Annotated in this window: 16 protein-coding genes and 1 tRNA gene; 7 read left to right on the forward strand and 10 right to left on the reverse strand. The window is 67.1% G+C overall.

Annotated elements, in window-relative coordinates:
• Positions 1 to 214: 214 nt before the first annotated feature.
• Positions 215 to 553, reverse strand: a complete 339-nt coding sequence (locus tag ABJK40_RS02415; RefSeq protein ID WP_348482238.1) for a P-II family nitrogen regulator — start codon at positions 551 to 553, stop codon at positions 215 to 217.
• A 31-nt stretch (positions 554 to 584) separates the two neighbouring features.
• Complete coding sequence (locus ABJK40_RS02420) at positions 585 to 1,979, reverse strand: ammonium transporter (protein ID WP_348482240.1); 1,395 nt, start codon at positions 1,977 to 1,979, stop codon at positions 585 to 587.
• A 540-nt stretch (positions 1,980 to 2,519) separates the two neighbouring features.
• Between ABJK40_RS02420 and ABJK40_RS02425 the strand changes: the two genes are divergently transcribed.
• The 4 genes from ABJK40_RS02425 (at position 2,520) to ABJK40_RS02440 (ending at position 7,479) form a co-directional block, all read left to right on the forward strand.
• Positions 2,520 to 3,764, forward strand: coding sequence for an acyl-CoA dehydrogenase family protein (locus tag ABJK40_RS02425; protein ID WP_348482242.1), 1,245 nt, complete (start codon positions 2,520 to 2,522; stop codon positions 3,762 to 3,764).
• 106 nt (positions 3,765 to 3,870) lie between these two features.
• The gene (locus tag ABJK40_RS02430; RefSeq protein ID WP_348482244.1) at positions 3,871 to 5,199 is read left to right on the forward strand and encodes an MFS transporter; all 1,329 of its coding nucleotides are present in this window, start codon (positions 3,871 to 3,873) and stop codon (positions 5,197 to 5,199) included.
• An 86-nt stretch (positions 5,200 to 5,285) separates the two neighbouring features.
• On the forward strand, positions 5,286 to 6,785 hold the full coding sequence (locus ABJK40_RS02435) for an AlkA N-terminal domain-containing protein (protein WP_348482246.1): 1,500 nt from the start codon (positions 5,286 to 5,288) through the stop codon (positions 6,783 to 6,785).
• Positions 6,786 to 6,936: 151 nt separating this feature from the next.
• Positions 6,937 to 7,479, forward strand: coding sequence for a methylated-DNA--[protein]-cysteine S-methyltransferase (locus ABJK40_RS02440; RefSeq protein WP_348482259.1), 543 nt, complete (start codon positions 6,937 to 6,939; stop codon positions 7,477 to 7,479).
• A gap of 54 nt (positions 7,480 to 7,533) precedes the next feature.
• Here the strand turns inward: ABJK40_RS02440 and ABJK40_RS02445 are convergent, their stop codons facing one another.
• Positions 7,534 to 8,124, reverse strand: coding sequence for a hypothetical protein (locus ABJK40_RS02445; protein ID WP_348482248.1), 591 nt, complete (start codon positions 8,122 to 8,124; stop codon positions 7,534 to 7,536).
• A gap of 116 nt (positions 8,125 to 8,240) precedes the next feature.
• Between ABJK40_RS02445 and ugpC the strand changes: the two genes are divergently transcribed.
• A complete protein-coding gene (gene ugpC, locus ABJK40_RS02450) occupies positions 8,241 to 9,404 on the forward strand; it encodes a sn-glycerol-3-phosphate ABC transporter ATP-binding protein UgpC (RefSeq protein ID WP_348482250.1) in 1,164 nt (387 codons plus the stop codon).
• Between the two features lie 49 nt (positions 9,405 to 9,453).
• Here the strand turns inward: ugpC and ABJK40_RS02455 are convergent, their stop codons facing one another.
• The 6 genes from ABJK40_RS02455 to ABJK40_RS02480 all read right to left on the reverse strand — a co-directional run bounded on the left by ABJK40_RS02455 (position 9,454) and on the right by ABJK40_RS02480 (position 17,920).
• Entirely contained in the window at positions 9,454 to 10,299 is an 846-nt protein-coding gene (locus ABJK40_RS02455; RefSeq protein WP_348482252.1) for a hypothetical protein, read from the reverse strand.
• 85 nt (positions 10,300 to 10,384) lie between these two features.
• Positions 10,385 to 11,287, reverse strand: coding sequence for an aldo/keto reductase (locus ABJK40_RS02460; protein ID WP_348480724.1), 903 nt, complete (start codon positions 11,285 to 11,287; stop codon positions 10,385 to 10,387).
• A gap of 10 nt (positions 11,288 to 11,297) precedes the next feature.
• Complete coding sequence (locus ABJK40_RS02465; protein ID WP_348480723.1) at positions 11,298 to 12,302, reverse strand: carbohydrate ABC transporter permease; 1,005 nt, start codon at positions 12,300 to 12,302, stop codon at positions 11,298 to 11,300.
• A 1-nt stretch (position 12,303) separates the two neighbouring features.
• On the reverse strand, positions 12,304 to 15,084 hold the full coding sequence (locus ABJK40_RS02470; protein WP_348480722.1) for an ABC transporter permease subunit: 2,781 nt from the start codon (positions 15,082 to 15,084) through the stop codon (positions 12,304 to 12,306).
• Positions 15,085 to 15,299: 215 nt separating this feature from the next.
• Entirely contained in the window at positions 15,300 to 16,757 is a 1,458-nt protein-coding gene (locus ABJK40_RS02475; protein WP_348510132.1) for an ABC transporter substrate-binding protein, read from the reverse strand.
• Between the two features lie 86 nt (positions 16,758 to 16,843).
• The gene (locus tag ABJK40_RS02480) at positions 16,844 to 17,920 is read right to left on the reverse strand and encodes a LacI family DNA-binding transcriptional regulator (RefSeq protein ID WP_348480720.1); all 1,077 of its coding nucleotides are present in this window, start codon (positions 17,918 to 17,920) and stop codon (positions 16,844 to 16,846) included.
• Between the two features lie 70 nt (positions 17,921 to 17,990).
• Here ABJK40_RS02480 and deoC point away from each other — a divergent pair, with 70 nt between their 5' ends.
• Positions 17,991 to 18,749, forward strand: coding sequence for a deoxyribose-phosphate aldolase (gene deoC / locus ABJK40_RS02485; RefSeq protein ID WP_348480719.1), 759 nt, complete (start codon positions 17,991 to 17,993; stop codon positions 18,747 to 18,749).
• 88 nt (positions 18,750 to 18,837) lie between these two features.
• Here the strand turns inward: deoC and ABJK40_RS02490 are convergent.
• Positions 18,838 to 18,913: transfer RNA gene (locus ABJK40_RS02490), tRNA-Arg, on the reverse strand.
• Between the two features lie 177 nt (positions 18,914 to 19,090).
• Between ABJK40_RS02490 and argS the strand changes: the two genes are divergently transcribed.
• Positions 19,091 to 20,830 (forward strand): arginine--tRNA ligase, encoded by a 1,740-nt coding sequence (gene argS, locus ABJK40_RS02495; protein WP_348480718.1) that lies wholly within the window; start codon positions 19,091 to 19,093, stop codon positions 20,828 to 20,830.
• Positions 20,831 to 20,930: the final 100 nt, after the last annotated feature.

Genomic DNA, 20,930 nt, shown 5'->3' on the forward strand with positions numbered 1-20,930 from the left:
CACGGGACCCGACACACGGCGTTCACATGGCGGAAACACCGACGCAAAGGAGCGACGGTGTTTCCGCGTGGGCCACGAACGAATCCCCGGGCCCCGTCTGAGGACAAGCGACGGGACCCGGGGAAACGGTGGAGATGCGTGGAACATCTCGGAACGGGCGATGTCGAGAGGGGATGGATCGTCCTCGGATCCACTCGACACCGCCGGGTCAGCGCTAGATCGCGTCGACCCCTTCCTCGCCGGTCCGGATGCGGACGATGCGATCGACGTCGCTCACCCAGATCTTGCCGTCGCCGATCTTGCCGGTGGCGGCGCCCGTCTTGATGGCGTCGACGACGGCATCGACGACCCCGTCGTCGACGACGACCTCGATGCCGACCTTGGGCACGAAGTCGATCTTGTACTCGGCGCCCCGGTAGGTCTCGGTGTGTCCGCCCTGGCGGCCGAAGCCGCGGACCTCGCTCACGGTGATGCCCGTGATCCCGGCGTCCTTCAGCGCGTCCTTGACGTCATCGAGCTTGAACGGCTTGATGACTGCAGTGATGAGTTTCATGGTGTGATCTCTCTTTCGTTCAGTCAGTCGTTCAGACGTAGTTGACGTCAGCGGGGTAGCCGGACAGGCCGTGCTCGGGTACGTCGAGGCCTTCGACCTCTTCTTCGTCGCTCACCCGCAGGCCGATCGTGGCCTTGAGTGCGGAGAAGACGATGAAGCTGCAGACGCCGACGAAGACGACGATGATCAGGACCATCAGCAACTGGATGATCAACTGCTCGATGCCGCCTCCGTAGAACAGCCCGCTCGATTCCCACGTCTCGCCGTCGGGGGTGTTGGCACCGAGGAACGCATCGTCGACCTTGGCGAACAGCCCGATCGAGAGGACGCCCCACGCACCGCACACGCCGTGGACGCTCACCGCACCGACCGGGTCGTCGATCTTGACCTTGTCGAAGAAGTCGACGGCGAAGACGACGATGATGCCGCCGATGGCACCGATGACGATGGACATCAGGGGAGTGACGGAGCCGACCGGAGCGGTGATCGACACCAGTCCGGCGAGCACGCCGTTGCCGATCATCGCGAGGTCGGGCTTGCCCGACTTGAGCCAGACCACGACGGTCGTCGCGAAGCCACCCGCCGCTCCAGCGATGAGTGTGTTGATGGCGATGCCACCGACGAGGTTGTCCGCAGCGAGTTCCGAGCCGGGGTTGAATCCGAACCAGCCGACCCACAGGATGAACACGCCGAGGATGGCGAAGGGGATGTTGTGCCCGGGGATCGCTCGTGGCGTGCCATCGGCGGCGTACTTGCCCTTTCGGGGCCCGACGACGAAGGCTCCGACCAAGGCGGCGATGCCGCCGGTCATGTGGACGACGCCAGAACCGGCGAAGTCGGAGTAGGCGCGGTCACCGATGTTGATCTGAGCGATGAAACCGCCGCCCCATGCCATGTGGACGACCATCGGGTAGATGAACGCACACATGATCGCACCGAAGATCAGGTACGAGATGAACTTCGTGCGTTCGGCCAGTGCCCCCGAGCAGATCGTGACCGCCGTGGCAGCGAACACGGCTTGGAAGAAGAAGAACGTCGTGTGCGACAGGTTGAGATATCCGCTCCCGCCGAACTCCGCGATGTCGCCGATACCGGTGAGGGCGAATCCTCTCGATCCGGCGATCTTGCTGACGCTGTCGGCGGCGGGATCGTTGCCGAAGGCCAAGGCGTAGCCGGTGCCGAAGAAGGCCAGGATGCCGATGATCGCATCCGCCATGTTCTTGGCGAAGATGTTCACGACGTTCTTGGCCCGGGTGAGACCGGCCTCGACGAGCGCGAACCCTGCCTGCATGAAGAAGACCAGGATTCCGGCGACCAGGACCCAGATGTTGTCCAGGATCGCCTGAACGCCGGCAGCGGCCTCCTCTCCGGGTGTCGCATCCTGTGCGAAGCCGAGTGACGGTGTGATGGCCAGGATGGCGACCACACCTCCCAGGCCTGAAACGATTCGAAGTGCTCTGTTGTGCACTGGTTGTCCTCCAAGTGAGAGTGAAAATGGGATGAACCAGGGAGCCACGCTGCCGCCCGGGAACGGAGGGGAAGGTAGGCGGGGCGGGTTTCTTCATCGTCGCCGTCACGTTTCGTCTCGGTGAACGCTCGTGTCGAGGAGGTGTTGACGATGTTTCGTCCGTGTGAAGCACCGGATGGCGGCGGTGTTGTCGGCTCACCGCTCGTGAACGGGTCGGAGAACCTGAGCGGCCGGCTCACTCCTGACGAGGGGGAAACCGATGTCGTTCGAGGGGGTGAACGTCGGAGTGGGGGGTGTCAGGAGCGAACCGGCCGCTGGTGAGAGACAGTAGGGACGGACTCTTTCGGAGATGTGTGCGCCGTGTGAACGAGTGATGAACCCGCACGTGACCTCTGGCTCGTCGGTGCGAGCGGACTCGGCCGAGTGCGGGGCCTGCTGTGACCGACGAACCCGCGGTGGCTTTGGCGGCGCCAGATGCGCGCCTGCAACACTGTTCCAATGGACTTGACGTACCCCGCTGAAGCCGAAGAGTTCCGCACGGAGATCCGTGGCTGGCTCGAGGAGAACCTGCCCGACGGTTGGTTCGACGACGACTTCGAGATGACCGACGACGAGCGCGCCGAGTTCAACCGGACCTGGCCGGCGAAGCTGTTCGAAGGCGGCTGGATCTGCGCCACGTGGCCCGCGGAGTACGGCGGCAAGGGCCTCACCACGATGCAGGGCGTCGCGCTCTCCGAGGAGTTCGCACGAGCCAAGGCGCCAATGCGCGGTGACTTCTTCGGCGACACCCTGGTCGGACCGACCATCCTGCAGTGGGGGACCGAGGAACAGAAGAAGGAGTTCCTGCCGGGCATCCTCAAAGGCGAGACCCGCTGGTGCCAGGGGTTCTCCGAGCCGAACTCCGGCTCCGACCTGGCCTCGCTCAAGACGACCGCGGTGCTCGACGGCGACGAGTGGGTGATCAACGGCCAGAAGGTCTGGACCACGCAGGGCCACCACGCCGACTACTGCTTCCTGCTCACCCGCACCGACCCCGACGTCAAGATGCACGCAGGCATCTCCTACATGCTCGTCCCGATGAAGCAGGACGGCATCGAGGTCCGCGGGATCGTCCAGCCCGACGGCACCGCGGAGTTCTGTGAGGTGTTCTTCGACAACGCCCGCTGTGCCAAGGACGCGGTCGTCGGTGGCGTGAACAACGGTTGGAAGGTGGCGAACTCCACGCTCGCATTCGAACGCGGATTGTCGGCCACCACGGGCTGGCGTCGGTTCGCCGAGGAGTACCGCCTGATGGTCGAGGTGGCGACCGCCAACGGCAGGATCGACGACCCGTCGATCCGCCAGCGGTTGATGGAGTACTACACGAAGATCCAGATCCTGAGGATCAACGGTCTGCGCAACCTCACCTCCACGCTGAACGACAGCAAGGACATGGGCACCATCGCACTGGGCGCCACGAACAAGATGTTCTGGTCCGAGATGCACAAGGCCGCGATGGAGCTCGCACTCGACATCTTCGGAGCCGAGGGCATGCTGATCGACACCACTCCCGAGTCCGGTGGTTGGCCCGGTGCCACCCGCGACAAGCGGCGCGACGGATACCCCGTGAGCCCGATGATGTCGTCGTTCTTCTTCTCCCGCTCCGAGACGATCTGGGGTGGCACGAGTCAGATCCAGCGCAACATCGTCGGCGAACGCGTCCTCGGGCTCCCCAAGGAACCCAAGCCCCCGACCGGCGACTGACGCGCCCGGCACAGCGTTCGGTGTCGTCCATCGTTCGGTCGACCTGTGACACACGACTCGCCGACCGGTCGGTTGACCGCGCGAGCGATCGGGGCACGATGGTCCGGTGGCTGCCACGAACGACGAACCGGTGAGCGCAGTACCGCTCGACCAGCAGCGTCGTCGTACCTACGTCGCTCCGACGGACCGTCTGATCACGGTCCCGTTCCTCGTCGTCACCGTCGCCGGCCTGATGTTCTTCATGTACATCGGGACGCTCCTGCCGCTGATCCCGCTCTACATCGAGGGACCCCTCGGGGGAGGCGAGTTCGGCGTCGGCCTGAACGTCGCGGCATTCGCCGTGGCAGCGGTCGTCGCCCGACCGTTCATCGGACGTCTGGCGAACCGGTACGGGCGTCGCGCCGTCATGGTGGGCGGCACGCTGCTCGCGGCAACCGGCGGTGCGGGGATGAGCCAGGTCGAACACCTGGCGCCGCTGCTCGGGTTCCGTGCACTGACCGGCATCGGCGAGGCAGCCATGTTCGTCGGAGCCGCCACGTTGATCGCCGACCTGTCGCCGCGTGACCGACGTGCCGAGGGCGCCAGCTACTTCTCCGTGGCGATCTTCACCGGCCTCGGCCTCGGGCCGGTCTTCGGCGAATGGTTGCTCGACGACACCCAGTTCGAGCGGACCTTCGTCGCCGGTGCGATCTTCGCGGTCGGCGCCGCCGCCGTGGCATTCTTCGCTCCGTCGTTCGTCGTGTCACCCGACTCGCAGACCGGGAGATCCGTCGAGTCACCCGCCGCACCGGCGCTGCGAGGACTGGCGAAGTACATCCATCCCGCCGCGGTCCTCCCGGGTGCCGTGCTCGCCCTCGGTGTCGGCGGGCTGACCGCCTTCTTCCTGTTCATCCCCGAGTACTCGCGCGACCTGGGACTCGGCTCGTCGGGTGGGCTCTTCCTCGTGTACTCCCTGATGTCGCTCCTCATCAGGATCTTCGGAGCGACACTGCCCGAACGTCTCGGACCGCGGCGGATGGTGACGGTGGCGCTGCTCGCCTTCGCCGTCGGCCTCCTCGCCGTGGCGATCTTCGACGCCGTGTGGGCGCTCTGGTTCGCCGCGGTGATGATCGGGATCGGAGCGGCCTTCAACTATCCGTCGCTCAATGCGCTCACGGTGAACCGGGTGAACGATTCCGAACGAGCCGTGGCGATCAGTTCGTTCACGATGTTCTTCGAGATCGGCTCGGCATTCAGCGGGCTGACCATCGGCGCCCTCGGCCAGGTCGTCGGGAAGCAGTCCGCCTTCTACGGTGGCGTGGTGATGGTCCTGGTCGGCCTGTTCGTCCTGCGCCGCTTCGTCGTTCCACTCGGGTCGCCCGATGCGGGCCCGACCACCGTGCGTCGACGCGACATCGACACCGGGCGCACCGCGCTCACCTCCGCGGGCGACTGAGCATCTGCACCAGCGGCAATCGGACGTCGTCCTGCCGTGTCCGATTTCCGCTTCCATCGATGCTGTAGTCGGTGCAGGATGGTGCCGTGCTCGATCACGACCGCTGCTACGCCGCCGCCGCCACGAGGGATGCGCGCTTCGACGGTCACTTCATCGTCGCCGTCCGCACGACTCGGATCTACTGCCGTCCCAGCTGTCCGGCCGTCACGCCGAAGCAGTCGAACGTCGAGTTCCACCTCACCGCAGCGGCGGCCCAGCAGCGTGGCTTCCGAGCGTGCAAGCGGTGCCGACCCGACGCCTCTCCCGGCTCGCCCGAGTGGAATCTGCGCCACGACGTGGTCGGTCGCGCCATGCGCCTCATCGCCGACGGGATCATCGAGCGCAGCGGTGTGTCGGGTCTGGCAGCGAGTCTGGGGTACAGCGAGCGACATCTCAACCGGGTCATGACCGACGAGCTGGGGGCCGGTCCGCTGGCGATCGCACGTGCGCATCGGGCGCACACCGCGCGTCTGCTGATCGAGACCACGGCGATGAACTTCACCGACATCGCCTTCGCAGCGGGTTTCGGCAGCGTCCGCCAGTTCAACGACACCATCCGTGAGGTGTTCGCCACGAGTCCGACGAACCTGCGCGGGCGACGAGGTCGGGTCGGCGCTCCGGGTCCGGTCGGGGAGGTCTGTCTCCGACTGCCGACGCGTCGGCCCTTCGCCGGTGACCAACTGCTCGCATTTCTCGGAGCCCACGCAGTGCCGGGAGTGGAGTCGTGGGACGGAGCGGTCTTCCGCCAGGTCCTCACCTTGCCCCACGGGCACGGGGTGGCGTCGCTGCACGCCGGTGACGACCACATCGAAGCGCACCTCCGACTCGCCGACTGGGTCGATCTCGCCACCGCCGTTCAGCGGTTGCGCCGCCTCCTCGACCTCGACGCCGACCCGGTCGCCGTCGACGCAGCCCTGTCCGGCGATCCGGTCCTCGCACCGCTCGTCGCACGTGCGCCGGGACGTCGGGCATCGGCGAGTGCCGACCCGATCCAGACCGCAATCCGTGCGGTGATCGGTCAACAGGTGTCGCTCGCCGGTGCTCGCACCGTGACCGGCCGACTCGTCGCGGCACTCGGTGACCCGCTCGACGCAGCCCTCGCTGCGGGCACGTCGCTCACCCGTGCCTTCCCCACCGTCGAACAGCTGGTGGCCGCGCCCGACGAACCGTTCGCGATGCCGACGGCCCGGCGCGACACGGTTCGTCGCCTGGCTGCGGCCGTGCTCGACGGAGCGCTCACCCTCGATGTCGGCGTCGATCACGATCGGGCCCGGACGCAGTTGCTCGCCCTCAAAGGGATCGGGCCGTGGACCGCCGACTACGTGGTGATGCGGGGGCTCGGCCACCCCGACCTGTTCCTCCACACCGACCTCGTTGCGGTCAACGCTCTGAAGAACATCGGCCTCGACGTCGCAGCAACGCACCGTTGGGCGCCGTGGCGCAGCTACGCCCTCCACCATCTCTGGGCGAGCCTCGGGACGCTCGACGGTGCGGCGAATGCCGCAGCCGGCCTCCTCCGATCGACGACCCCGGCGCCGAACCCGTGACGTCCGGTCACGCGACCACCGGTCACGCGACCACCGATCACACGACCAGCCATCACACGACCAGCCATCACACGACCAGAGGGAGAATCCGATGCGCGACCACGACGCAACGATCGAGACCGAACGCACTGCCGAGAACGTCCACGGTGAGATGTCGACCCAGACGGTGCTGCGGTCGACCACGATGACGAGCCCGGTCGGAGAGTTGACCGTCGTGGCCAGCAGCGCGGGTGTTCGTGCGGTCCTGTGGCCGCTCGACGGGCCCGATCGGGTCAGGCTCACCGAGGTCGAATCCAGCGGCGGGAGCGACGCCGGCATCGCCACGGACCGCCGCGACGAGATCCTCGCGGCCGCCGTCGACCAGTTGGAGGACTACTTCCGAGGCGAGCGGACGGCATTCGACGTCCCGCTCGATGCACACGGCACCGGCTTCCAGCTCGACGCATGGAGGGCACTGCAGACCATCGCATTCGGCACGACGATCAGCTACGGCGAACAAGCCGACAGGATGGGCGACAAGCGCAAGGCTCGAGCGGTCGGCGCGGCGAACGGTCGCAATCCCATCTCGATCATCGTGCCCTGCCACCGTGTCGTGGGCTCGACCGGCGCACTCACCGGATTCGCCGGCGGGATGGACGCCAAGCGATGGCTCCTGGACCACGAGTCGCGGGTGGCCGGTCACACGCTGGTGTGAACGCTTGCCACGGGTGTGCGGGAGACACCCGCCGGCTCGGCTCCGTGCGTCGGGCTACTTGCGTCGGGCGGCGATGGACTGGGCCTTGCGTGCCCGAGCCTCGTCCTGCTTGGCCTTCTTGGCGGCCTTGCGCTGGGCGCGCAGTTCGCTCTGCTCGTCGGCCGACCGCTTCGACGTGTCGAGCAGCGGAGCCAACTCGACGTCGTCGACCTTGGGGAGTGCGAGTGTCTCGTCGTTCTTGAGGAGGTCGCGGATGATCGCCGAGGCAGGGGCCTCGCCGGCCACGGTCGATGCCAGCATGATCCTGGTGATCCCCAGGTTGTGACGCTCGACGATTCCGGGCAGGACCTCGCGGAGCTGATCCGAGGACGGGTTCTCGGCGTTGTCGCCGAGCTTGTCGATGCAGTCGGCGAGCGCCGCGTCGGTGACGATGGCAGCGATCGCCTCCATGCCGCCGTCGATCCGACCGGCCTTCACTCCTGCACGGACGCCGTCCGGGGTGAGCTCCTCGACGAAGGCATCGAGTCCTTCGCGGTGGTCGTCGCCGAGCGCATCGATCGCACCAGCCAGGTGCTCGTCGGATGCGGCCTTGAACGAGCGATCGAGCAGCCCGAGCGCCTGCATCCGGTTCTTCATCTGATTCACGGCCATAAGGTCCGCGACGTTACCGCCGCGGAGCGACCGATCCGACGGACGGCGTGGCACCCGCGTCTCGCTCTGAGCTACTCTGCAACCGCTTACATCGTTCGAAGGGGAAACTGATGGCAACGGTCACACTGGACAAGGTCAACAAGGTCTACGAGAACGGGTTCCATGCGATCCACGATCTCGATCTCGACATCGAGGACAAGGAGTTCTTGGTGCTCGTCGGCCCGTCGGGCTGCGGCAAGTCGACCGCACTGCGGATGATCGCCGGCCTGGAGACGATCAGCGGTGGTCAGATGTTGATCGGCGACAAGGTCGTCAACGACGTGGAGCCCAAGGATCGCGACATCGCCATGGTGTTCCAGAACTACGCGCTGTACCCGCACATGACGGTGTACGACAACATCGGCTTCGCACTCAAGCTCGCCAAGGTGCCCAAGGAGGAGATCGACAAGCGAGTCCGTCAGGCCTCCAAGATCCTCGAACTCGATGCCAACCTGCACCGCAAGCCCGGTCAGCTCTCGGGTGGTCAGCGTCAGCGTGTGGCGATGGGGCGGGCGATCGTGCGTCAGCCCGCAGCATTCCTGATGGACGAGCCGTTGTCGAACCTCGACGCGAAGCTGCGTGTGCAGATGCGCGCCGAGATCGCCGCACTCCAGCGCGACCTGGCCGTCACCACCGTCTACGTCACCCACGATCAGATCGAGGCGATGACCATGGGTGACCGCGTCGCGGTCCTCAAGGCGGGCTACCTGCAGCAGGTCGACACGCCTCAGAACCTCTACGACCGACCGGACAACGTGTTCGTCGCCGCGTTCATCGGGTCGCCGTCGATGAACCTGTACGAAGCGACGATCGACCTCGTCGACGACGGAGGGATCGTCCATCTGGGGAGCCAGACACTCACGATCGGAGCCGAGGTGCTCGCCGCCCGCCCGGCGTTGAAGAACCACACGGGCAAGGTCATCGTCGGCATCCGTCCGGAGGACTACGAGGACGCGGCGATGGTCAAGGAGGACACGTCGGGCAGGCAGTTGACGTCGACGGTGAGCCTGATCGAGGCACTCGGATCGGAACTGATGGTGCACTTCGACATCGACGCCCGCACGGTCGACTCCGGTGACCCCGACGCTGTCGAGGAATCCGAGTCGTCGTCCAATGCCGTCGGACGTTTCAGCCCTCGCTCGCGGGTGCGGATGCGCGAAGAGGTGACGGTCGCGGTGTCGACGGAGAACATGCACTTCTTCGACCCCGAGACACACCTCGCCATCTGGGACTGACCAGAGGTTGGTCGCCTTCGGCCGCGGCGGGAACGGGCGGCTGGGGTGATCAGGACCTCTTGGCGGCGACGATGATCGCTCCGACGCCCGCGATCACCGCGCCGAGCAGGCACAGCCCGACACCGAATCCGATGTTCAGATCGTCGAAGAATGCGTTGTCCAGGACGCTGCCGACGGCACCGAGCCCGCCGAGTGCCATCAGGCCGCCGAATCCGGCGGCGAGGAGCGCGATGATCCAGGTTGCGACTCGGCGCCCGGCAGCGAGCACGATGACCGCCGAGATGATGACGAGAACCATCGCCCCGACGACGTACGCCCCGGGGTTGGTCCACTGGACGGCGTCGAAGTCGTCGCCGATGGGGTACGTGTCGTACCCGTTGACGGAGTCGTTCCCGAAGGTGACCCACGGCAGGAACGTGCCGATGATCGACACCAGCGCGCCGGCGATCATCGTCGTGGCGCCACCGGGAGCGCGGTACGTGCCCACCCGTGATGACGGGTCGACGAACTGCGGTCCACCGTAGGGAGCGGGTGCCTGCTGCGGAAAGGTGTGGGGATGCCGGTTGGCGTCGTTCGGCGTCGGATGGTTCGGCCATGCGTCGTTCGGGTGCGGTGGCCCCGGCTGCCGAGCGCCGAACGCGGAGTGCTGCGGGGCGTACTGGGCGGGTGTGCCGCCGGAGCCGGGACCGGCCGGTGGCGCACCGGGATGCCGGGCCGGTACGACCACGGTCGCATCGGGATCGGCGGGCAGTCGGCCGTGAGCGTCTGCGGCGACGGTCGCGCCGGGCGGCATCGGGCCGGCCGGAGTCGAGTTCGTACCGGCAGGAGTCGGCGAAGCCGTCGGCGGCGACGTGTCCGCTGCGTCGGCCCACCACGGATTCTGTTGATCGCTCATGTCCGGCAGTCTCGCGGATCGGCGTGAACCGGGTGACAACCGGCGCTCGCCTCGCCTCGCCTCGCCGCGGTGGGGTCGGAGGTCGTCACGGCAGTGGGACCCCTTCGCAGGCCTGCACGATGGCGTAGACGTCGTCGCGGCCGAGGTCGACGCCCAGTGCTGCGGTGGCGGACCGGATGCGGTCGGCGTTCTGGGAACCGATGATGGCGATCGGTGCCGACGGGTGGGCGAGCACGAAGGCGAGGGCGATCTGCGACCGGTCGACGCCCTCGCGCTCGGCGAGTCCGTCGAGCACGCCGAGCAGGTCGGCGGGGAGGTCGTCACCGGTGGCGAGTCGGCCGCCCGCCAGCGGGCTCCAGGCCATGGGCGTGATCCGCAGTTCCATGCACTGGTCGAGCGTGCCGTCGCGCATCGGTGCGAGGTGAGCGGCCGAGAACTCGGGCTGGTTGGCCACGATCGGGAATTCGAGGTGAGCCTGGAGCGCGGCGACCTGTGCGGGCGTGTGGTTGGACACGCCGACCTCTCGGATCTTGCCCTCGGCACGCAGTGCATCGAGCGTGATCGCGACGTCGGCCGGGTGGGCGAACATGTCGGGACGGTGGATCAGGTAGAGGTCGATCACGTCGACCTGCAGGCGCCGCAGGGACGCTTCGCACGCCGATCGGAGGTACTTGGGGGAGGAGTCGTAGGGCGTGGGTGGAGCGATTCCGCCCTTCGTGGCCAGCACCATCCGATCCCGCAGGCCCGGTGACGACGCGATGATCCGCCCGAGGATCTCCTCGACCTGGCCGAAGCCGGTGCCGCCCCAGTCGAATCCGTAGACGTCTGCGGTGTCGATCAGGTTGAGCCCGGAGTCGAGTGCGACTTCGAGCAGTTCCTGGCCGGCCGACAGATCCTCGTCGGTGAACCGCCACTGCCCGAAGGCGATCGGCCCCACCGGATCGAGTGCGCCGAGCGAACGCTTGTGAGATTGGACGAGAGAACCCATCCGTCGGAACCTAGCCCTTGACGGCGCCCGCCAACATGCCTCGCACGAAGTACTTCTGGAGTGCGAAGAACACGACGAGGGGGAAGAACGCCTGCACGAACGCAGCGGCCGGAAGCAGGTGTTCGTTGGCCCCGAAGTCACCGGCCAGGTTGGCGATGAGGATCGTGGTGACCTGCGCATCGGGGTTGTTGCCGGCCATGGTCTTGGCGATCAGGTAGTCGTTCCACGTCCACAGGAACTGGAAGATCGCGAACGCCGCGAGCACCGGGACCGACAGCGGCAGCACCAGGCGCCAGAAGATCGTGAAGTGGTCGGCACCGTCGATTCGGGCCGCCTCGAACACGTCCTTGGGCAGCGACGAGATGTAGTTGTGGAGCAGGAAGATTGCGAACGGCAGTGCGAAGCCGGTGTGTGTGAGCCAGACCGCCGTGGTCGATCCGACGAGGTTGAAGTCGGGCACGAGCGTGATCGTCTTGTCGAGGAACGGGATCGTGAAACGGGCACCGCTGACCCAGAGGCGCAGCAGCGGGATCAGCGCCACCTGCAGGGGGATCGCGAGCAGCGACACGGTGATGATGAACAGCGTCTTGCGGCCCTTGAAGTCGATCCAGGCGAACGCATACGCCGCGAAGGCGGCGACTGCGATCGGGATGAGCGTGGCCGGGATGGCCACCGCCATGGAGTTCAGCAGCGAATCCTTCAGGCTCGACCGTGCGCCGAAGACGGTCTCGTAGTTGTCGAGCGAGAGTTCGTCGAGGCGGATGTCCCACCAGCCGGTCTGGCGCTGGGCGTCGCGTGTTCGGAATCCACTCAGGAACAGCCCGACGGTCGGCAGACTCCAGACGAGCGCGATGCCCCACAGCGCCCAGACCGGGATCGACCGGAGCCAGCCGTAGAGCTTCCCGGCCGGGCCCTTCGGTCCGCTGTTGCCGTGGGAGGAGCCCATGACGTCGGAGGTGTCGGCGAGCGAGCCGGGTGCGTCGACGTCGCTGGTGACGGGAGTGATGTTGCTCATCTCAGTTCTCCTGCTGCATCTTGCGGATGTTGAAGACCATGATCGGGAGCACCGACACGAAGATCAGGATTGCGAGAGCCGCCCCCTGTCCCTGGTTCTGGCTCTGGAAGGCCTGGAAGAACATGTCGTTCGCCAGCACCTGGGTCTCGAAGTTGCCGTTCGTCATGACGTTCACGATGTCGAACACCTTCATCACGAGGACGATGATCGTGGTGACCACCACGCCGATGGTGGGGGCGATCTGCGGCAGCGTGACCCGCCAGAAGACCTGGGAGTCGGTGGCGCCGTCGACCTTGGCGGCTTCGATCAATTCGGTCGGTACCGCCTTGATCGCCGCCGACAGGATGACCATCGCGAACCCGGTCTGGATCCAGATCAGCACGACCATCAGGAACATCGAGTTCCACGGGGATTCCTGCACGAAGTTGATCGGACTGTCGCGGAGGTTGCCGACGGTGTTGATCGACTGACCACCGACGCCGCCGCCCCACACGGCGAGGTAGCGGAGGAGGAACCAGCCGATGAGGGCGGCGAGGATCAGCGGGAGCACGGCACCACCGAAGTTCTGCGTGGTGAGTCGCTGAGCGGTCATCGCGAGCAGTGCGAGCAGGATCGCCCCGACGGCGACGCCGACGATCACCTTCTGCGTGAAGCCGGTGAGCGATCCACCCCAGACGGACGCGAAGCCGTACAGCACCGCAGCGAGCACCACGGCGTAGACCGCCCCGGCGACCATGCCGATTGCGTCCTTCATCACGGCGAGGACGAAGATCGCCACTGCGGCGATGACCGCGAGGGCGACCAGGACGATCGAGACGACGAAGTGCGTGGTGCTCGTGTTCGTGGTGCCGGCGAACAGCCAGATCAACGCGGCGACGATACCGGTCACGGCGACGACGACGCCGGCACCTCCGACCATGCCGATGGTATTCGAGCGCTTGCGGGCCAACTTGTTGAGCAGTGCCACGCCGAGCAGTCCGCCGATGATGACGAGCGCGACCGATGCCACCTCGCGTCCGGTGGACACTCGGCCCAGCGCCACCCACAGCGAGTTGAGCACGCCGGTCTGTTCCGTCGAAGAGTCCCGGGCGACGTACATGAACCGCCAGATCACCGAGGCGCCGACGAGTGAGATCGCCATCGGCATGAAGATGATCGACTTGGCGACCTGCTCGAAACGCACGCCGTCGGCCAGCACCGCGATCGCCAGTCCGAGTCCCGTGGAGAACAGGGTGACCACGATCACCCACCACAGGTTGTTCATGATCGTGCCACGGAAGGTGGTGACCACGGCGAGCATGACGAGCAGCCCGCCGACGATGAGTGGCCCCATGCTCGGGCTGCCGAGTTCGACCACCTTGCCGGTCCGAGACTTCTGCAGGAGGCCGACGCCGACGAACACGGCGAGGACGATCAACCCGATGATCATCAAGCGACTCGTGCCCGTCGGGAGTGCGAACAGGTTGAAACCGACGACCTGCTCGATCGACGACGGCAGCAACCGTTCCACGATCGCGCCGACCGCCAGGATGCCGAAGAAGGTGGTCACTGCGTACCCGGGCGAGAACACGGGCGGTGCCTCGTCGTCGCCCGCGGAGCGGCGGCGCACAAAGCCTCCGACGAACCCGGCGACGACGGTGAGGACGGCCAGCAGGATCCAACTCGCGCCCTGACCGAGGCCGACCAACTGGAACGACAGACCGTCGGGCGGGTTCCACGAGTTCGGGTCGTCGAAGATGTTGCGGTAGTTCGCGAACAGGTCGGCATCGCCGCTCTCGTTGCGGATGAAGTCGTCTCCGCTGCGGTTCTTGAGCGACAACCAGATCGTGGAGATCGCCGGGACGACGAGCATGCCGCCTGCGAACAACACGGCGGGTGCGAGGAAGATCCACTTGCGGGAGTTGATGTCGATCGCACCGCGTTCACGCAGCGCCAGGTTCCCGTTGAGTGCGGCGCGTACACCGATGAGCGCCGGCGGGACGGCGACGGCGACGATGGTCCAGCCGGACGGGCCTCCACCGATGTCGGGGGCACCGAATGCGCCGATGACCCAGCCGATCGCCGCGCCGAGGAGCATCGGTCGCATCGGGTCGGACGATCGCAGGAAACCGATGCCGGCGCCGATGCCCGCTGCGAGTGCCGTCCACGCGACGAGTCCCACGGCGTCGACCTCGGGGCGGGCGTTGAAGTTCCAGAAGGCTCCGGCGGCCACGCCGACGAGGCCCAGGCCGCCGGCGCCGATGGCCAGTCGCGTCGCCAGGGCATCGGTCCGAGTGAGCAGCAGACCGATCGCACCCGCAGCGACTGCCAGCACGAGCGGGATCCAGATCATCGCCGTGAAGCGCGGGACCAGGCTGTCGGATGTGAGCGTGCCCGAACTGATGCCGTTGACGAACTTGTTGATCGCCTTCGCGATCGGGTCGTCGGCGGCCTCGTTGCCGATCGCGCGGTTCCCGCTGATCAGCGTGGTGACGATCAACGTCACCGAGAAGTACAGCAGCATCGTGAAGCGCTGCCACTTGTCGCGCACCTGGTTGAACAACAGGTTCGCACCGATCCAGATGGCCGCGCTGCCGCCCACGGCGACTGCCACGGTCACCAGGGTGGAACGAGCCTTGCCCTCCGTGACGAGGAGGTAGAGCACACCGATTCCGGCGATCACGCCCAGCGAGCGTCGCACGTAGAACGCAGGTGTGCGTGGCTCCTGCTCGGCCGGGGGCGGCGCAGCGAAGGTGGCCGAGGCCGTGTCCGCTTCCGCGTCGGTTGCATCGATCAGCGTCATTCGTTCCCCACATTCATCACGGCGGCGAGCCGTTCCCTCGATGATCTTCCTGGTGTGTTCGTTGTCACCCGTCCCGATGACATGTGTAGCACTCGCACGATCGATGTGCGAACGGAACGGAAAACGGAACGGGGCACCGGCACGACGTGTGCCGGTGCCCCGCAGGATTCACGTGACGGGTCACCCGGAGGCGAGCGCCACGTTCATTCGGTTGCTCAGGCCGGCCAGGCCGCCTCGATGGCGTCGGCCGCAGCCTGTGCGTCCTGGTCGCCGTTGACGGCAGACGTGCCCTCGGTCCAGAATGCACCGGCTCCGACGTCGGCCGGCATCAGGTCGGAAGCGTCGAAGCGGATGATCTGAGCCTCGGCCAGGATGTCGAGGAACGACTGCTCGAGCGGCTGGTAGACGCTCGGGTCCTGCCCGTTCGCAGCGGAGAGGAAGCCCGACAGCGCCGTGCCGCCACCCTTCAGTTCCTGCTGCGCCACCTGACGAGCCTCGGCGTAGTCAGCCGTGGACATGTAGGTGAGGAGTTCCTGGACTTCGGGACGGTCGTTGAACGCCGCGGCGAGCGTGCCTGCACCCAACACCGGCGCATCGCCGTTGATGTCGGGGAAGTAGAACACGTCGACCGCACCCTCGGAACCGTCGGCGAAGGCGGTGCCCTCGGGGATGAACGCCGAGTAGAACGATGCCTGACGGTGCATGAAGCACTGTCCGTCGACCAGCGGCTGGCCGTTGTCCTGGAACGCCGTTGCGGCGATCGTGCCCGAGCTGGCGAAGACGGTGTCCTCGTTCCAGAGGTCGAGAACGGTCTGCATCGACTCCACGATCTGCGGATCGTTGAACGGGATCTCGTGGCTGACCCACTGGTCGTACACGTCGGGGCCGTGCTGACGCAGGACCATGTCCTCGGTCCAGTCGGTGAAGGTCCAGCCCGTGGCCGGGCCCGACTCGATGCCGACACACAGCGCCTTGGGGCCGCCGTCCTCGGTGATCTGCGTGACGAGTGCGGTGAACTCGTCGAACGTCTCGGGCACCGTGTAGCCGGCTGCCTCGAAGGCGGACGGCTGGTACCAGACGAGCGACTTCAGGTCGGCCTTGACGGGAACGCCGTACTGCACGTCGTCGACGTTGCCGAACACGGTCCACTGCTCGGGCCAGTTCTCGGCGGTTGCTGCGGCCGTCGCATCGGAGAGCGGCTTCACGTCACCGGCTCGTGCGAACTCGGCGAGCTTGCCGGGCTGCGGGAAGATCGACACGTCCGGCGGGTTGCCGCCGGCGATCTGGGTGTTGATGTTGGTTTCCCAGGCGGCGTCGCCGAGGTAGACGACCTCGACGCCGTTCTCCTCGCCCCATGCGCCCAGGACTTCCTGGATGGCGCCGGCCTCGGAGTCGTCACGCTCGGGTCCGGTGACGACGATCTCGTCGCCGGTGCGCTCGATCTCGAGCGGCGGCGGGGTCTCCTCGGCGGCCGGAGCCTCCGTGGTCTCGGTGTCCTCGGCAACGCTGTCGTCGGTCACCGCATCGGTGGTGTCCGTCTCGTCGGCGACTGCGTCGGTCGTGTCGGTGTCATCTGCGGTGCCGTCGCTTCCGCATGCTCCGGCGACCAGCGCCAGCGCAACGGGAACAGCAGCCAGCTTGATGCTGTGCTTTCTCATTGGGTCCTCCCCCATGATGTGGTTGATGTCCGGAGCGTGTCCGGAATGTAAACGCTTACATATCGGGACGGGCGCGTCAAGTGGAACGCGAAACGGCCACGTCAGGTCCGCGGCGGCGGTCCGGTCGTCGAACGTTCGACGAGATGCACCTCGGGCTGCAGGGACGCGACCTCGGCGTCGATCCGGTGGACGCCTGCGTCGCTGCGATCCCGCGCCGTCATCGTCTCGATCAGCAGCCGTGCGGCGGCCGAGCCGTGGTCGGCGACGGGCTGGCGGATCGTGGTGAGGCGGACGACCTGGGCGAACTCGTGGTCGTCGACGCCGATCAGGGACACGTCGTCGCCCGGCACGAGACCGTGCTCGTTCAGCGCCATGATCGCGCCGAACGCCATCTCGTCGGACATCGCGAACACCGCGGTCGGCCGCTCGGCCGAGTCGATCAGCGCCGTCATCGCCGCGTACCCGCCGGCGACGTTGAACTGGCCGTTCATGAAGGACCCCTCGGCGAGGGTGATGCCGTGCGCGTGGATCGCCGACTCGAAACCGCGACGCCGCGCGATCGGCGCGTCGAAGCTCATCGGCCCGTCGGCGACCCCGCCGATCACCGCGATCCGACGATGACCGAGTCCGACGAGATGATCCGCCGCGACCCGCCCCACGTGTGTGTCGTCGATGGCCACCGACGGGTGTCCGATCGTGCGCGATCCGACCGTCGCCAGGCTGACCCGTCGCCGCTGGAGCGACGCAGCCTGTTCGTCCGTGACGGTGATGTCGATCAGGATCAGCCCGTCGGTGCGCCGTTCGATCCGTTGCAGTTCGTCGAGCAGTCGGTCGCGCTGCTGAGGGGTCGCGATCCCGATCACCTGGAACTCGAGGCCGGCGTCGGCGCAGACGGTCTCGGCGCCCGCCACGACGGTGGAGAAGTACCACCCGTTGAGCGACGGAACGGCGACGGTGACCGTTCCGGTTCGCCCGGCGGCGAGCCGAGCGGCGGCCGGATCGGGCTGATAGGCGAGGGAGGCGGCCACGTCGGCCACCCGCTGGCGGGTCGATTCAGCGACGTTGGGAAGGTTGCGCAGCGCCCGGCTGACGGTGGCCACCGACACGCCGGCGCCCGCGGCGACGTCGTCGATCGTGGCCCTCCGTGCGGGGCTCTCGTTGCTGTGGGTGTTCGTCATGATCCTCCGCGGCGCCGAGTGTAGGTGGCAGGACTGCGCCGCCTCCCGACCGCAACTACGATCGAGGGCGATGCCCGACGCCGACACACCCCACCCGTCGTCACCCGACGTCGCAGCGATCGAGCGTGTCATCTCGCTGATCGACCTCACCGATCTCGACGATTCCCACCGTCCCGACGTCATCGACGGGTTGCTCGCCGACGCGCGGCGACATCACACCGCCGCCGTGTGCCTGTGGCCCGAGTTCATTCGTCGCGCAGCAGACGAGCTGGCGGGCTCGGGCGTGCGGGTCGCCACGGTCGTGAACTTCCCGTCCGGGGCCGCCTCGGTTGCCGACGTCGTCTCGGAGGTCGACGCCGCGCTCGCCGACGGCGCCGCAGAGATCGACGTGGTGCTCCCGTGGCGAGCGTTCCTCGACGGTGACGTCGAACGGGCCCGCGCGATGGTCGACGCGGTGGCCTCACGCGTGCACGACACACCGGCTGCACTGCTCAAGGTGATCCTCGAGACCGGCGAACTCCCCGATGTCGCCTCGGTGCTCGCGGCGACGCGACTCGCGATCGACGGTGGCGCCGACTTCGTCAAGACCTCGACCGGCAAGACCGCGACGGGTGCCACACCCGACGCGGTCGCCGCGATGCTCGACGTCATCGCCGAGACCGGCGGACGTGTCGGCATCAAACCGTCGGGAGGCGTCCGCACCGTCGCCGACGCACTCGCGTACCTGGGGCTCGCCGACGACCGGTTGGGCGAGGGGTGGGCCACGCCGGACACGTTCCGCTTCGGCGCCAGCGGTCTGCTCGGCGACGCCGTCGCACGCCTCGGCTGACGCGTGGTGTGACCCGGGACGGGTGACCACCTCGAATCGGGTGGAATCGGGTGGTCCCGTCCACGTGAGGTGAATCGCCGTCGTGCGGTGGCGCCCTCGGCAGGATTCGAACCTGCGACACCTGGTTCCGGAAACCAGTGCTCTATCCCCTGAGCTACGAAGGCAGTAGCGAGCCCGAATCTACAACCGGGTGCACGTGTTCCGGCACCGCGATTCGGGTCCGGTCGGCTGCGGAGGTCCTCCCGCCCGCCGAGCGAAGGGGATCGGCGCCGACGGATGCCCGGACCTCGGCGGAATCGATCATGCGATCTGCGCAGCCGTTCGGGCAGACTTGGCGCCGCATGTCCGACCCGCTCGTCACCCTCAACACGCTGCTCGAACCGGTCTTCGCCGACCTGGCCGGCACCGGGACCGATGCTCCTGCCGATCCGACGGTGCGTCCGTCGGAACGTGCCGACGCGCAGGTCAACGGTGCACTCCCGCTCGCGAAGCGTCTCGGCGCGAACCCTCGTGAACTCGCGCAGCGAATCGTCGAATCGGGCGTGCTCGACGGTGTCGCCGGTGAACTCGAAGTGGCCGGACCCGGGTTCGTCAACGTCACGTTCACGAACGAATTCCTCGCGTCGCAACTCGCGGAGGTCGCCACCGACGACCGGGTCGGAGTCGCCGTCGCGACGCCGTCCAAGACGGTCGTCGTCGACTACTCGGCGCCCAACGTGGCCAAGGAGATGCACGTCGGTCACCTGCGCTCGACGGTGATCGGCGACTCACTCGTGCGCACCTTCAGGTTCCTCGGACACACCGTGATCCGCGAGAACCACATCGGCGACTGGGGTCGCCCGTTCGGGATGCTGATCGAGCACCTGCTCGACCTGGGCGAGGACGTCGCCGCCCACGGGCTCGGTCAGGGCGACCTCGACGGCTTCTACAAGCAGGCCAATGCGAAGTTCACGCAGGACACGGCGTTCCAGTCGCGTGCGCGCGACCGGGTGGTGCTGCTGCAGTCGGAGGATCCCGAGACGATGGTGCTGTGGCGCCGCCTCGTCGAGATGTCGGCTGCGTACTTCAACCAGGTGTACTCCAAGCTCGGAGTTCTGCTGACCGACGACGACCTGGCGGGGGAGTCGAAGTACCAGCCGCTGATGGAAGGTGTGTACGCCCGACTCGAGGAGTCGGATCTGGTGCGCGAGGACGATGGCGCCATGGTCGTCGACGTCGACGGGTTCACGAACCGTGACGGCGACCCGCTGCCGATGATCGTGAAGTCACGCACCGGCGCGTTCATGTACGCGACCAGCGACCTCGCATGCGTGGTCGACCGCGTCGAGCGACTCGGCGCCGACCTCATGCTCTACGTGATCGGCAGCCCGCAGGCGCAGCACCTGCAGATGGTGTACTCCGTGTGTGCGGCGGCGGGCTGGTTGCGACCGCCCGTCGAAGCCGTGCACGTCGCGTTCGGGAGCGTGCTCGGCGAGGACCGCAAGATGCTGCGGAGTCGTTCGGGGGATTCGGTCAAGCTCGTCGACCTGCTCGACGAAGCGATCGATCGTGCCGACTCCGCGATCGCCGAGAAGAACGCCGACCTCGATCCGGGCGAACGTCGACGCGTGGCGAACATGGTCGGCATCGGAGCGATCAAGTACGCCGACCTGTCGACCGACCGCGTCAAGGACTACGTCTTCGACTTCGACCGCATGCTCGCCTTCGAGGGCAACACCGGTCCGTACTGCCAGTACGCACACGCTCGGATCAACCGCGTCTTCGCCAAGGCCGGCGTGCCACGCGATTCGGTGCGCGGCATGGGCATCACCGTCGTCGAGCCGCAGGAGCGGGCGCTCGCGCTGGCGGTCCTCGCCTTCCCCACGGCGATCGACTCGATGCTGGATCAGTACCAGCCGCACAAGCTGTGCACGTACGTGTACGACCTGGCCTCGGCGTTCAGTTCGTTCTACGAGCACTGTCCGATCCTGTCGTCCGACGAGCCCGTCCGGTCCAGCCGTCTCGCGCTCGCCGACCTCACGGCCCGCGTGCTCGAACGGGCGCTCGGTCTGCTCGGCATCGACGCTCCGGAGCAGATGTGAGCTCGCGTTGCGCCCTGCGCCCGGCGCCTGGCCCGTCCGGCGAATTCGTGCGTCAGGTCGCGCCGAGCGGGATCGAACGCACACGTTGCGCGATGGGTCG

This window comes from Ilumatobacter sp. (assembly GCF_039969435.1).
Classification (GTDB): Bacteria; Actinomycetota; Acidimicrobiia; order Acidimicrobiales; family Ilumatobacteraceae; genus Ilumatobacter_A.